At 32.9% G+C, this 14,425-nt stretch carries 12 protein-coding genes; all 12 read left to right on the forward strand.

Translation table 11 applies throughout. The features are described 5' to 3' along the window. Positions 1-13 precede the first annotated feature (13 nt). The 12 genes from FLY87_RS02450 to FLY87_RS02505 all read left to right on the forward strand — a co-directional run bounded on the left by FLY87_RS02450 (position 14) and on the right by FLY87_RS02505 (position 14,363). On the forward strand, positions 14-1,459 hold the full coding sequence (locus FLY87_RS02450) for a menaquinone biosynthesis decarboxylase (RefSeq protein WP_012545977.1): 1,446 nt from the start codon (positions 14-16) through the stop codon (positions 1,457-1,459). After that, positions 1,449-5,618 (forward strand): acyl-CoA dehydratase activase, encoded by a 4,170-nt coding sequence (locus FLY87_RS02455; protein ID WP_181405965.1) that lies wholly within the window; start codon positions 1,449-1,451, stop codon positions 5,616-5,618. Before FLY87_RS02450 ends, FLY87_RS02455 begins: the two co-directional genes overlap by 11 nt. An 81-nt stretch (positions 5,619-5,699) precedes the next feature. Next, positions 5,700-5,795: a 30S ribosomal protein bS22 gene (locus FLY87_RS02460; RefSeq protein WP_084205599.1), complete on the forward strand. Its 96-nt coding sequence runs from the start codon at positions 5,700-5,702 to the stop codon at positions 5,793-5,795. A 12-nt stretch (positions 5,796-5,807) separates the two neighbouring features. After that, entirely contained in the window at positions 5,808-6,023 is a 216-nt protein-coding gene (locus tag FLY87_RS02465) for a hypothetical protein (RefSeq protein ID WP_012546486.1), read from the forward strand. A gap of 5 nt (positions 6,024-6,028) precedes the next feature. Then, complete coding sequence (locus tag FLY87_RS02470) at positions 6,029-7,024, forward strand: hypothetical protein (RefSeq protein WP_141266231.1); 996 nt, start codon at positions 6,029-6,031, stop codon at positions 7,022-7,024. Continuing rightward, the gene (gene tmk / locus FLY87_RS02475; RefSeq protein WP_141266232.1) at positions 7,017-7,646 is read left to right on the forward strand and encodes a dTMP kinase; all 630 of its coding nucleotides are present in this window, start codon (positions 7,017-7,019) and stop codon (positions 7,644-7,646) included. The genes FLY87_RS02470 and tmk overlap by 8 nt, the downstream gene beginning before the upstream one ends. Further along, complete coding sequence (holB, locus tag FLY87_RS02480) at positions 7,636-8,595, forward strand: DNA polymerase III subunit delta' (protein ID WP_012545713.1); 960 nt, start codon at positions 7,636-7,638, stop codon at positions 8,593-8,595. Before tmk ends, holB begins: the two co-directional genes overlap by 11 nt. A 19-nt stretch (positions 8,596-8,614) precedes the next feature. Beyond that, a complete protein-coding gene (locus FLY87_RS02485) occupies positions 8,615-9,379 on the forward strand; it encodes a regulatory iron-sulfur-containing complex subunit RicT (RefSeq protein ID WP_012546016.1) in 765 nt (254 codons plus the stop codon). Further along, positions 9,366-11,294 (forward strand): methionine--tRNA ligase, encoded by a 1,929-nt coding sequence (gene metG / locus FLY87_RS02490; RefSeq protein WP_141266233.1) that lies wholly within the window; start codon positions 9,366-9,368, stop codon positions 11,292-11,294. Before FLY87_RS02485 ends, metG begins: the two co-directional genes overlap by 14 nt. Continuing rightward, positions 11,291-11,965 (forward strand): DNA repair protein RadC, encoded by a 675-nt coding sequence (gene radC, locus FLY87_RS02495; RefSeq protein ID WP_012545736.1) that lies wholly within the window; start codon positions 11,291-11,293, stop codon positions 11,963-11,965. Before metG ends, radC begins: the two co-directional genes overlap by 4 nt. Next, the gene (locus FLY87_RS02500) at positions 11,962-13,389 is read left to right on the forward strand and encodes a DNA methyltransferase C1 (RefSeq protein ID WP_012545124.1); all 1,428 of its coding nucleotides are present in this window, start codon (positions 11,962-11,964) and stop codon (positions 13,387-13,389) included. Before radC ends, FLY87_RS02500 begins: the two co-directional genes overlap by 4 nt. Next, positions 13,389-14,363 (forward strand): CfrBI family restriction endonuclease, encoded by a 975-nt coding sequence (locus tag FLY87_RS02505; RefSeq protein WP_012546529.1) that lies wholly within the window; start codon positions 13,389-13,391, stop codon positions 14,361-14,363. The genes FLY87_RS02500 and FLY87_RS02505 overlap by 1 nt, the downstream gene beginning before the upstream one ends. Positions 14,364-14,425: the final 62 nt, after the last annotated feature.

The following is a 14,425-nucleotide window of genomic DNA, read 5'->3' on the forward strand; positions in this document are numbered from 1 at the left end:
ATAATAATTTAATATGGCTTATAAGGATTTGAGAGATTTTATAGAGGTTCTTGGTACAAAAGGGCTTCTTCATAGAGTTAAAGTTGAGGTTGACCCTGTTCTTGAAATTGCGGAGATCACTGATAGAATGTGTAAATCACCACATGGTGGAAAAGCCCTTTTTTTTGAGAAAGTAAAAGGCTCAAACATCCCTGTCGTGACAAACATTTTCGGCTCTTTTGAAAGAATGTGCCTTTCCCTTGAAGTGGAAAGCCTTGATGATGTTGGAAAAAGAGTAGAAAAGCTTCTTAACCAAACTCCGCCAAAAACCTTTAAAGAAAAAATAAAAACAGCCTTTGACCTTCTTGAGATAAGTAAGTATTTACCAAAAAGGGTTAAAAATGCTCCCTGTCAGGAAGTGGTTAACTACGAGCCGAATCTGGATAAGCTTCCTATATTGAAAACCTGGCCCCTTGATGGAGGAAGATTTATCACATTGCCAATGGTTTTTACCCGTGATCCTGACACAGGCAAGCAAAACTGTGGAATGTATAGAATGCATGTCTATGATGCAAAAACCACAGGCATGCACTGGCATATCCATAAAGACGGTGCAACACACTACAGAAAATACAAAGAACTCGGTAAAAGAATGCCTGTAGCAGTGGCAATCGGTTCTGACCCAGCGGTTATTTATTCTTCCACCGCACCCCTTCCCTATGGTGTAGATGAGATGGTTTTTGCAGGATTTTTAAGAAAAAGTCCTGTAGAAATGGTTAAGTGCGTAACCTGTGATATAGAAGTGCCTGCAAATGCAGAATTTGTTCTTGAAGGCTATGTTGACCCTAATGAATTAAGGGATGAAGGTCCTTTTGGTGACCATACAGGTTTTTATTCACCTGTTGATAAATTTCCTGTTTTTCACATAACTTGTATTACTCACAGAAAAAATCCCATATATCCTGCAACAGTTGTTGGTAAGCCTCCTATGGAAGACTGTTACATGGGTAAGGCAACAGAAAGAATTTTTTTACCTTTGCTTAAAATGCAGTTTCCAGAAATTAGAGATATGAATCTTCCAATGGAAGGAGTATTCCACAATGCAGCTATAATTTCTATAAAAAAGCAATATCCTGGACATGGTAAAAAAATCATTCATGGACTCTGGGGCATGGGACAGATGATGTTTTCAAAGCTTATAATTGTTGTTGATGATGATGTAGATGTTCAGGATTTATCAACAACTGCATGGAAGGTGCTAAATAATGTTGATTGGCGAAGGGATATAATTATCTCTGAAGGTCCTGTTGATGAACTTGACCATTCTGCAAGCTTTCCAAGATTTGGTGGCAAGATGGGAATTGATGCAACAAGAAAAACTCGTGAAGAAGGCATGATGAGAGACTGGCCCGAAGAAATTACTCAAACAGAAGAAATAAAACAACTTGTCACAAAAAGATGGCATGAGTATGGATTCTGATTTTTTTCTTGGAATTGATGTAGGAAGCGAAACAGCTAAGATAGCAGTTGTTAATAAGGATTGTAACATTATTGAAAAACTCTATTTGAAGCATTTTGGAAAACCTGCTGAGATAGTCTCTCATATTTTGAAAGATATTGTTTCAAAATATAAAAACTTAAAAATATGTTTTACAGGCGTATCAGGAAGATTTATTGCAAAGACTGCTGGCGCTCCCTATGTAAATGAAATTGTTTCACAGGCAACAGCAACTTCATTTTTTTATCCTCAGGTAAGAACAATTATTGAGATTGGCGGAGAAGACTCAAAGCTTATTTTTCTTGACAAAGGCGGAAGAATTAAGGACTTTTCTTTAAACAGCATATGTGCAGCAGGCACAGGCTCATTTCTTGAGCAGCAGGCAGAACGTCTTGGTTTAATAATAGAAGAATTCAGCGAACTTGCAACAAAGTCAGACAAACCTTCAAAAATTGCAGGAAGATGTAGTGTTTTTGCCAAATCAGACATGATTCATCTACAGCAGATTGCAACCCCTGTGGAAGATATAATTGCAGGACTTTGCTTTGCTCTTGCAAGAAACTTTAAGGCAACCATGTTTAAAGGAAGAACTGTTGAGCAAGTGGTTGCTTTTCAAGGTGGAGTAGCAGCAAATAAAGGAATGGTAAAGGCATTTAAAAAAATTTTGAACATTGATGAAATATTGATACCTGAGCATTTTGAAGTAACTGGTGCAATAGGAGCAGCAATAAAGGCTCAGCATAGCAGTGTTTATCTAAATGAGAAAATTATAGACAAACTTAGTAGCATAAAAGCAGAGATTGAATATGGATTGCCCCCTCTTAAAAAAGAGAGATTCTTGGCACACCCTGCGGTAGTTCAGAATGGAAAAAATGATAGCTGTCAATCTTCAGCCTCAAGCCTTCAGTCTGACTCTGCTTATCTTGGTATTGACGTTGGTTCAGTAAGCACAAACATTGTTCTTATAGATGAAGATGGAAAACTTATTGCAAAAAAATATCTTCCTACAGCTGGAAGACCAATTGATGCTGTTAAAAGAGGATTCAATGAGCTAAATGAAGAATTTCCAAAAATCAAAATTAAGGGTGCTGGTGTTACAGGTTCAGGCCGTTACATGATTGCAGATTTCGTAGGTGCAGATATTATTAAGAACGAAATCACAGCCCATGCTCATGGTGCAGTTCATTATGATAGCAGCATTGATACAATTTTTGAAATTGGTGGACAGGATTCAAAATATATACGTTTAAAAGATGGCAAGGTGGTAGATTTTGAAATGAATAAAGCCTGCGCAGCAGGCACGGGCTCTTTTATTGAAGAACAGGCTGACAAACTTGGAGTAAGCCTTGAAGAATTTCAAAGGCTTGCTTTTGCTTCTGAGACTCCTTGTAGACTTGGAGAAAGATGCACTGTTTTTATGGAAAACTCTCTGGTTATAAACCTTCATAAAGGTGCACGCAAAGAGGATATTGTTGCAGGTCTTTGTTATAGTATTGTGGAAAATTACATTAATAGAGTTGTTGCAGGAAAACCGATTGGTAAAAAAATATTTTTTCAGGGAGGTGTTGCTTTTAATAAAGCTGTCATTGCAGCTTTTGAGAACTTTTTAAAATCCAAAATTGACAAAGAATGCGAGTTAATTATTCCAATCAATCATGAAGTTATGGGAGCAATTGGAGTCGCTCTGCTTGCTAAAGACTTTATGAAAAATGGGAAAAAAAGTAAATTTAAAGGCTTTTCACTTAGAAATAAACAATACACCATTTCTTCTTTTGAATGCAAAGGCTGTCCTAATTATTGTGAAATAAACAGAGTTAAATTAGAAGGCGAGGAAAAAAATCTTTTTTATGGAGGAAGATGCGAAAAATATGAAAAACAGGATTTCTTATCTAAACTTCCAGACCCTGTGAAGCTTAGAGAAGAATTGCTTTGGAAAACACATAAAGAATACGAAAAGCAATATAAAGATAGAAAAGCACCTGTAATAGGAATTCCTTACATTTTTTTCTTTCATGACCATCTTCCTTTCTGGAGCACACTTTTATGGGAATTAGGGTTTAATGTCAGGATTTCAGATAAAACAAACAAAAAAATTATTAATAAAGGCGTTGAAAAGGTTTTATCTGAAGCATGCTTTCCTCTTAAAGTAGCCTATGGCCATATAGCAGATTTAGTTGAAAAAGGAATTGATTTAATATTTGTTCCGAGTTTTATAAATCTTAACCTTTATGATGAGTATGAAAGAGGACTTGCATGCCCACTTGTGCAAACAATCCCATATGTAAGCAGAAAGCTATTTAATGAAGCAAAAATCCTGATACCGAGAATAGATTTCTCAAGAGGGTTTGATTACTTAAAGAAGGAACTTTTTAGGACTTTTAAGGGAATTATAAATATAAAAAACATTGATGCAAAAATATCTATTGCAAGAGAAAAGCAAAAAGAATTTGTAAATTCCCTTCAGAAGGAAGGTTTAAAACTTCTTGAAACAGCAAAAGATAAATCACTCGGGCAACAAGCAACTGTTGTTATTATTGGCAGGTCATATAACTCCTTTGATCAGGCAGTTAGCCTTGATATTTCAGGAAAGCTTACACGCCTTGATGTCCTTCCAATTCCTATGGATATGTTACCTCTTGATAGCGTAAACATAAAGGATGAATGGAACAATTTATACTGGCGTTCAGGGCAGAGGATAATCAGAGCCTCAAAGTTTCTTCACAAATTAGATGAAGTATATCCCCTTTTTATAACCAACTTTTCCTGTGGACCTGACTCGTTCATAATAAATTATTTCAAAGAAGAAATGCTTCAGAAACCTTATTTAATTCTTGAAATTGATGAACATAGTGCTGATGCAGGAATAGTTACAAGACTTGAGGCTTTTATTGACAGTGTAAAAAGTAGAGAAGAAAAACGATCCGAGCAAATATTTATTCCTTTATCAATCAAAACTTCCAATAAAGATTTATCAAAAAGAACAATATATATCCCCAGAATGTCTGATCATGCCTTTGCTTTAAAAGCAGCCTTTAACTACTGTGGAATTGATGCAGAAGTAATGCCTCCCTCTGATAAAGAATCCATTGAACTTGCAAGAAAATATATAGGTGGAGGAGAATGTTTCCCTTATGTTGTAACCTTAGGGGATATGTTAAAACTTGTTTTTTCAAGAGATTTCAACCCAGAAAAAACAGCTTTTTTTATGCCTTCTGGTGCAGGTCCTTGTAGATTTGGACAGTATAATGTTTCCCATAGAAGAATGCTTAAAAAATTAGGGTTTGACAATGTGCCAGTTTATTCACCCCAACAGGATGCTCAGTTTTACAAAGATTTAAATATTGCTGGAAGTGAATTTTCTCTCAGAGCATGGCAAGGCATTGTTGCCTACGGATTGCTTATAAAAATTTTGCTACAGACAAGACCTTATGAAAAAAATAAAGGTGAAACAGAATCTCTATATGAATACTATCTTACAAAAATTTGCGATGCTTTAAAGAGCAGAAATGGAAATATTGAAAATCTGATGAACAATATGAAAAAAGATTTTGAAAATATTCCCAAATACAAAGATAAAAAACCTCTTGTAGGAATTGTAGGAGAGATATTTGTCCGTTCTCATTCATTTTCAAATGAAAATCTGATAAAAAGACTTGAATCCTTAGGAGCAGAGGTCTATTTCACACCAATTGAAGAGTGGATTCATTATGTAAATAAAATGGCTTTAAGAAAAGCCTTGATAAAAAAGGATAAATCTGCTATTATAAAAATTCTTATTAATAAATTTTTTCAATGGAGGGTTGAGAAAAAATTTTCATCAAACTTTAAAGAAACACTTAAATTTTTGCATGAACCCTCTATAAAGGAACTTTTTAAATTTGCTTCACCATACGTTCCTGATAGCTTTGAAGGAGAAACTATTTTGAGTATTGGTAAAAGCGTTGATTTGATAAAAAAAGGAGTAAGTGGAATAATAAACGCAATGCCTTTTGGGTGTATGCCTGGTGCTATTGTCACTGCTTTGTTAAGATTTATTCAAAGAGATTATAATATACCTGTTGTATCACTTGCATTTGATGGCACAAATTCTACAGTAAATGAACTGTGGCTGGAAGCTTTCATAGAAACTATAAAAACGTAATCTGGACTTGTAATTTGTTGATTTTCAATAAATTACAAGTTTTTGAACAGTCTATAAACTTAAAAAGAGGAGGTGAACTGAGTGGGTAATGTTCTTAAGTGGAGAAAGAAAAAGATAAAAAAACACAAATATAGAAAACTTCGTAAAAAAATGAGAGCACAGAGAAGAAATAAATAAGAGGAATAAAAAATGAAAGATTTATTGATTTTAAAAGAACAGATTGCCCTGATTGATAAAGAAATAAAAATCATATCAGAAAAGATTGATTTAATTGATAAAAAGTTAAACAAAATAGAAGAGATTGATTTGGAAATCAAGGCAATCAAACTATTTTTAAAAAGAGTTTTCCCTGATTTTAAAAAAGAGTTTCCTGATATATTGAAAAAACTGAGTTCTATGGAGTAATTACAGTGTTTGAACCATTTAGCACAACTGGCATAGGAAGCATGCCCCATACTGAAGTTTTGTCTGCTTGTGAACTTATTTTAAAATATTTTGATATTCCCTTTTGGCCTCAAATGCCTAAATATTCTCAAAATGAACAGATGATTACACAGTTTTGTGAGGGTTTGCCAGGAATAACTCTTAGTTCGGGTAAAGTTTACATCAAAAGAGATGAAGAACTTATTACTGAATGGTTAAGTAACTATCACGAAGATATATTTTCCCCTATAAGCAAAGAATATGCGATAGGACTCTACAGAATGGCAGAACTAATAAATGGTAAAAAATTAAAAATCTTTAAAGGACAGATCACAGGACCTGTAACATTCACTCTTTCTCTCAAAGATGAGGAAGGTAAAATTATTTATTTTGATGAGACTCTTAGAGAACTTGCCCTCATGCATCTTAAAGCAAAAGCTAAATGGCAGATTGATTTTCTGAAAAATTTTGCTGAAAAAATCGTTATTTTTATTGATGAACCAATACTTCAGGCAGTTGGCACTTCTGCATATATCTCTGTTGAACAGTCTGAAGCAATAAGATTAATAAAGGAACTTGTTTCTTTTATTAAGTCCCTGGGTGTTAGAGTAGGAATTCACTGTTGTGGAAGAACTGACTGGAAGGAAATTTTATCTATTGATATAGATGTTCTGAGTTTTGATGCATTTTCCTTTTTTGATTTTTTCAAAATTTACAGAGATGAGATTGCAGAATTCATCACTAAAAATGGTTATATTGCATGGGGATTTATTCCAACAACCGATGATTTGAATGCTCTTAGCGATGAAGAAATAGTTGAGCAGGCAGTAAGAAAAATTGAGGAAATATCAAAAATCCTGCCTTCAATTACTCAAAACTCAATTATTACTCCATCCTGTGGGATGGGGTCTCTTGATATCTTAAGCTCTGAAAGAGTTTGTAAACTTCTTAAAAAATTAAAAATCAAACTAACAAATGAATAAAGGAATATTTATAACTTTTGAAGGCATAGAGGGCTCTGGGAAAACCACACAGGGAAAGTTACTTGCTGAAAAACTTAAAAAAGAAGGATTGAAGGTTTTATATACATATGAACCCGGAGATACAGAAGCTGGAAGGCATATCAGAAAAATACTTCTTAATTCAGAAATTAAAATAAATCCATTATGTGAACTTCTTCTTTATTTTGCAGACAGAGTCCAACATATTGAGGAGAAAATAAAACCATGCATTGAATCTGGTTTTATTGTGATATGTGATAGGTTTACAGACTCAACTTTGGTTTATCAAGGATATGCAAGAGGTATATCAATTGATTTGATTAAACAATTGAACAAAATAGTTCTTGACGAATTCATGCCAGATTTAACAGTATTGCTTGACTGTCCAGCAAATATTGGACTTAAAAGAAATCAGAAGATTAATAAAAAAGATAGATTTGAGATGGAAAACTTAGCTTTCCATGAAAAAGTAAGGCAAGGATATCTTAAGCTTGTAGAATTATATAAAAAAAGATTTTTTGTTTTAGACGCCACTGAATCCATAGATAAAATAGCTGAAGACATATATAGAAAAGTTAAATCAATACTATCACATGGGCTTTAATAAAATTATATCTCAGGAAAAAGCTATAAAACTGCTCAAAGGAACATTAAGAACAAAGAAAATTCCAAATGCCTTATTATTTTTAGGAGATGCCTATATTGGAAAGACATCAACAGCCATTGCCTATGCAAAGGCATTAAATTGTTTGAATTCTGAAAATGAAGACTCCTGCGATAGTTGCGACTCATGTAAAAAAATTGAGCAAAGGTTACATCCTGATATTAAAATAATAGCTCCTGAAAAAGACGTAATCACAGTAAATACTATAAGAGAAGTTGAAGAGTTTGTTTCTTTAAAACCTCTTGAAGGGAAGTACAAGGTTGTTATTATAAAAGAAGCACATAAAATGAACAATGCAGCAGCAAATGCATTTCTTAAGACAGTTGAAGAACCGCCTTTCATGACCACAATAATTCTTATCTGTGAAAATATTCATAATTTACCCGAACCATTGATTTCAAGATGCTTTAAAGTCTATTTTACACCGCTTTCAATTGATGCAATAAAAAAAATTATACCCGATATGCAACAGGAATCCTTCTTCAGAATTATTATGGGAAAGCCTGGACTTTTTATGTCAAGGGATATACTAAAAGATATTCAATGGTTTAGTGCTACATTAAAAAACATTAAAGAAAATAATAAAAAAGCTATCTGGAAAGACAACGAAGAAATTAAGTGGTGGATAGATTTTTTATGTATTTTTCTTAGAGACTCTCTTATTAAGCTTATAAACAAAGTTTCTTCAGATTGTTGCCTGATTTTACCTTTAGATTTTAAACTAAAAGAAAATATATCTGTGCAAGAAATTTTCAATCTATATGAGGAGGTACAAAACATTAAAAGAAACATTGATTTAAATTTAAATAAATCAATACTATGGAACTATCTGGTTTCCTGTATCAATAACCTAATAACTTCTTCAGAAAACAGGAAATCATCAACTTAGAACAATAAGGAGACTTTTAATGAATAACGTTGTATATGTAAGAATTAGACCATTTGGCAAAGTCTACCGTTACTTGAATAATCTGGAGATGGAATTAAAAAAAGGTGATTTTGTTGTTGTAGAAGGTGATTTTGGATTGACCTTAGGTTATGTTGTAAAAGTATCCTCTGACAATGAAAATTCTTTCAAACCTGTAATCAGAAAAGCAACTCAAGAAGATATGGAAACATTTGAAAAAAACATCTCTCTGGAAAAAGATGCATGGGATTTTTGTCTTGAAAAAATAAGTGAGAGAAAGCTACCCATGAAACTTTTAGTTGTTGAATCTGCTCTTGATAGAAAAAGAATAATTTTTTACTTTACTGCAGAAGGAAGGATAGACTTTAGAGAACTGGTTAAAGACCTCGCAGCAAAATTCAAAACAAGAATAGAAATGCGACAGATAGGGGTTAGAGATGAAGCAAAATTTCTCGGTGGAATAGGTGTTTGCGGAAGGGAAATATGCTGCAAGACCTTTGTTAGCTTTTTTAAACCAATCTCTCTAAAAATGGCTAAAGATCAGGAAATGGTGCTTAATGTATCAAAACTCTCAGGTGTTTGCGGAAGGTTAAAATGCTGTCTAAGGCATGAATATTACGGCGAAATAGAAGAAATAATTCAGGATGAAGAAATCATTACACAAGAAGAAAAAGAACCTGAATTTAAAAAGTTATCTTTTATCATAAAAGAAACTGATGAAGAGCCAACAGAGGAGACTTCTGGAGGAAAAGATGAATCAAAATAAAGGATTTTATATCACCACACCGATTTACTATGTAAACGATATCCCTCATATTGGACATGCCTACACTACAATAGCAGCAGACATACTGGCACGGTATATGAGACTTAAAGGTAGAAAAGTCTTTTTTCTTACAGGAACAGATGAGCATGGGCAGAAAGTAGAAAGAGCTGCATTGCAAAAAGGTAAAACTCCTAAGGAACATGCTGATATTATGGTTGAAAATTTCAAGACATTATGGAAGGGACTAAATATAAGCAATGACGCTTTTATAAGAACTACTGATGAAGAACACAAAAGGATTGTTCAGGAAATCCTTCAGAGGCTTTATGATAAAGGAGAGATTGTAAAAAGAAAATACTCTGGAATGTACTGCACCCCCTGTGAGAGATTCTGGACAGAAAAGGATTTAGTAGAAGGGAAATGCCCAGACTGTGGAAGAGATGTGGAATTTATTGAAGAGGAAAACTACTTTTTTCTCATGTCAAAGTATCAACAAGCACTTATTGAGCACATTGAAAAAAATCCCTCCTATATTCTTCCTGAAACAAGAAAAAATGAGGTTTTAGGTTTTCTTAAAAATAGGACTCTTGGTGATCTATGTATTTCCCGTCCAAAACACAGGCTTGAGTGGGGAATAATTCTGCCATTTGATGAAAACTATACTACATATGTATGGTTTGATGCTCTTGTTAACTACTATTCAGCTTTGAAATATCTCGCTCCAGAAAATGTAGAGTGGTGGCCCCCAGACCATCATCTTATTGGCAAAGATATTCTTACAACTCATGCTGTTTACTGGTCTACAATGCTTATGGCACTTGAACTTCCACTTCCAAGAAACATCTTTGCCCATGGATGGTGGACAGTAAAAGGTAAAAAGATGTCAAAATCTCTTGGAAATGTTGTAAATCCCTCTGAGGTCATAAAAAAATATGGCGTAGATGCCTTCAGATATTTTCTTTTTAGAGAAGTATCCTTTGGACTTGATGGTGATTTTTCAGAAGAAGCTCTGATTAGAAGAATTAACAATGACCTTGCCAATGATTTTGGGAATTTACTTAACAGATTTCTTGTAATGAATGAAAAGTATATGAAAGGTGCTGTAAAAATAAACTCTATCATTCCGAGGAGCGAAGCCACGCGAAATCTCTACTCTGACAATGAATTTTTATCTTCCTTTAAGTCATTAATTGAGGAAATTAATAATGAAACATTATGGGATGAATTCAAATTTAACATTATTCTTGAAAAAATATGGCAGGCAATCTCTTTAACAAACAACTATATTGCAAAAACAGAACCCTGGAAAGTATTAAAAGAAGAACCTGAAAGACTTCCTTTGATACTTTTCAATATATGGAATGCTATCAGAATAATTACAGTCTTTCTCTATCCCTTTATGCCTGAAACAACAAATAAAATATGGTATGCACTTGGACTAAGGGATTACATTATTGATTATAAAATGCTTAAATGGGAACTTGATATAAAAGAGGCAAAGACAGAAAAAATTGAACAACTTTTCCCAAAAATAGAGATTAAGACCGAAGAACAGATGAAAGTGGAAAAAAGAGAGGAGGCAAAGGTGGAAGACCTTATAAGCATTGAAGATTTTATGAAAATTAAGCTCAAGGTTGGAAAGGTGCTTCAAGCAGAAAGAGTTAAAGGTTCAAAGAAACTAATAAAGCTTATTGTTGACATCGGAGAGGAAAGACAGATAGTTGCAGGGATTGGAGAGCAATACTCACCAGAGGAACTCATAGGCAGGTCAATTGTGGTTTTAAGCAACCTTAAGCCAGCAAAGCTTATGGGAGTAGAATCTCAAGGTATGCTTCTTGCAGCAACAGGGGAGGATGGGAAAATATCAATACTAACCATTGATAGAGAGGTAAATGCTGGCGCAGGAATAAAATGAACTCTGTCAGAGAATGGCCAGAGACTGAAAGACCGAGAGAAAGGCTTATCAAACATGGAGCGGAAGCTTTAAGTGACGCTCAGTTACTTGCCATAGTTTTACGAACAGGCTCAAATGGAAAAACTGTTATTGATACAGCAATTGAACTTCTGCAAAATTTTCGTGGTCTAAGGGGTCTTGAGGAAGCATCTATAAGTGAACTTAAATCTTTTAAAGGACTTGGCATTGCCAAAATAGCCCAAATTAAAGCATCCTTTGAACTTGGTAAAAGAGCACTGTGTGAAAAATCTCAGGAACAGTTTTTTAACTCTGCTGAAATTGTTTATAACTATTTCTTTCCGAAACTTAATGGATTAAAAAAGGAAGTATTTATAACCCTCTTACTTGATACAAAGTTAAGACTGATCAGGGAAGTAAAAGTCTCCGAAGGAACTCTCAATCAATCATTAATTCATCCAAGAGAAGTATTTAAAGATGCAGTAAAAGAATCAGCCTATGCAGTAATTCTTATACACAATCATCCAAGCGGAGACCCAACGCCCAGTGAGCAGGACATAGAGATAACAAAAAAACTCAAAAAAGCCTCAGAAATCCTTGAAATCCCCATCCTTGACCATGTAATCATAGGTAGTGGAAAATATTTTAGTATGAAGGAGAGGGGAGTAGTTTGAAGATTGATAGGAAAATGCTTTTTAAAAATTCAAATCAATTGATTTTAGAGAGTTTTTCAAATGAGCAGAATTATTTGGATTTAATAAATAAAAAAAAGTATTCTTCTGACGAAGCCTTAGAAATTTTAGAGAACATTGATTGGGACTTTAAGAGTTTTTCAACTCAATATCTAACTCACACTTTTCATCCCTATCCTGCTCGTTTTATACCTCAGATTCCTTTAACTTTTATAAAACTTTTTACAAAAGAAAGAGAAAGAGTTTTGGATCCTATGTGCGGTTGTGGTACTACATTGGTAGAGGCTTTTTTAAACGATAGAAATTCTATTGGAAACGACCTGAATCCGCTTGCTGCTCTGATAGCGAAAGTTAAAACAACTTTAATTAAAAAGGATGAATTTAAATATCTTAATGAAAAGTTAATAAAAATGAAAAAATATTTAGATTTAGATTATAGAAACATAGATAGAACAATTAATGGTCTTCCCAATAGAAAAGTAAGTAAGATTTTTAATAAAACCATAATTTCAAAATTAGAAATTATAAGAGAGACTCTAATAGAAATTAAAGAAGAAGGGTATTATGACTTGTTTGACTTAGGAAGAATTGCTCTGTCATCAACAATTTGGTCATTGGTAGAGAACGGAAACGGTATTAATGTGGATGAATTATTTATTAAAAAAATAAAATCTATGCAGCAGATTCTTAGCCAGATGTCTAAAGTTATTAAAGACCCTCCCGATGTCAAAGTTATTTGTGGTGATGCAAGAAATTTATCAATAGAAAATAATTCAATAGATTTAATCATAACATCTCCACCTTATGTTAATGCTTTAGATTATTATAGAGTTCACATGTACAATATGTTATGGCTTGGTATGGATTTTGATCTTTTCAGAAAACATGAAATAGGGGGGCATTCCCATTTTATAAATAATAGATTTAGATTATTGTCTGAATACTTAGGAGATATGCTCCGATCAATGATAGAAATGAATAGGGTTTTAAAGAGAGATAAATTTTGTGTAATTGTTGTAGGAAATTCAAGTTTGGAATATGAATTAATTGAAAGCCATAAGTTCTTTACAGAAATGGCTAAAAAAATCGGATTTATCCCAATAAAAACGATTTTTAGAAACATTGATAAAACGAGAAAATATACCAGTGCAGATATTGGTAAAATTGATGAAGAGTATATTGTAGTAATGCAAAAAAAAGAGGAAACCCATATATTTGCAAATGATGATAACTTTGTTTCTCAAATAGTGAAAGAATTAATGTTACATTTTAAAGAACAAATAAAAAATAATCCTGGAACTTCTACCAGAGGTAAAAAACCTTCAAATGAGAGATTATTAAAAAATATTGATAAAATATCAGAGGCAATAGAAAAAATCCCAGAAGATATAAGGATCAAAGAGTAATGAAAGAATTAATAGGTAAAATAGTCCATTCAGTTCTTACAGGACAGGATTATAGAACGTATGTATTAGCAACAATAAATAAAAGATTTCTTGATAAAGCACAAAAGTTAATTTCAGAAATATTTGAATATAAAAGAAAAGGCAATAATTGGCTTGAAAAACTCCTGGATGATACCTATAAAAAACAAGGGAAGAATAATAAATTCAAGCTATTATGGTTTGGCGGACTTAATGATAAAACTGTAAAAAATATGACAGGAGGAACATCAGCAAAAAGAGTATGCTTAGATTTAGGCAAGAAAAATATTAAAGCCTTACAATTATTATTAGAAGAATTTGAGAATTCTGAAGATTTATATCAAATGATAATCAATATAGAAAAAGACAAAGAAAAGATTAGTCTAGATTACATTGAAAGTTTATTTTTTATGAACATCATTTCAGCTATGAAATTAACAATTCAAGGAGGAGCTTGGAGCGAAGTAGGGAAGAAAACTGAAAAAGGCTTATTATTCGTCATATTTAAAATGATAAATATACCCGATGAAAGATATATATTAACAAATGAGGAAATGAAGAAAAAAGGATTAGTCAAAAACAGAGAAATAGATGCAATCGTGCTCAATGATAAAAATGAAGCTTTGACTGTTGAATTAAAATTACTCGGAATCGGTAATCCAGAAATTGGAGATGAAGCTTTTTCGAGAAATGTCAATCTATTTTTAACAGATAAATTAACAGAAATGATGAAAGACGAAGCAAAAAATCAAGGTATTACTGTAATTGAATTTAGACAAAAAAATCCTTTATTTAAAATTTACGAATTTTTTAGCTCAAATGGTGTATCATGTAATAAACCAGAAGAAATGTCAGCGGAAGAATTAGAAAAAAGCATAAATAAAATAATAAGAGAATGGCGGGAAGAACAAGAGGATCTAAAAATTGTAAAAAAACTGAAAGAATGGACGAAATAATTACTTAGAAGAAAAAAGTTTCTAATAATGCAAAATAAAAATTTTTCAAAAAGTCTTTTAAA

The organism is Thermodesulfovibrio sp. Kuro-1 (assembly GCF_006538445.1).
In the GTDB taxonomy this organism is placed as follows: domain Bacteria; phylum Nitrospirota; class Thermodesulfovibrionia; order Thermodesulfovibrionales; family Thermodesulfovibrionaceae; genus Thermodesulfovibrio; species Thermodesulfovibrio yellowstonii.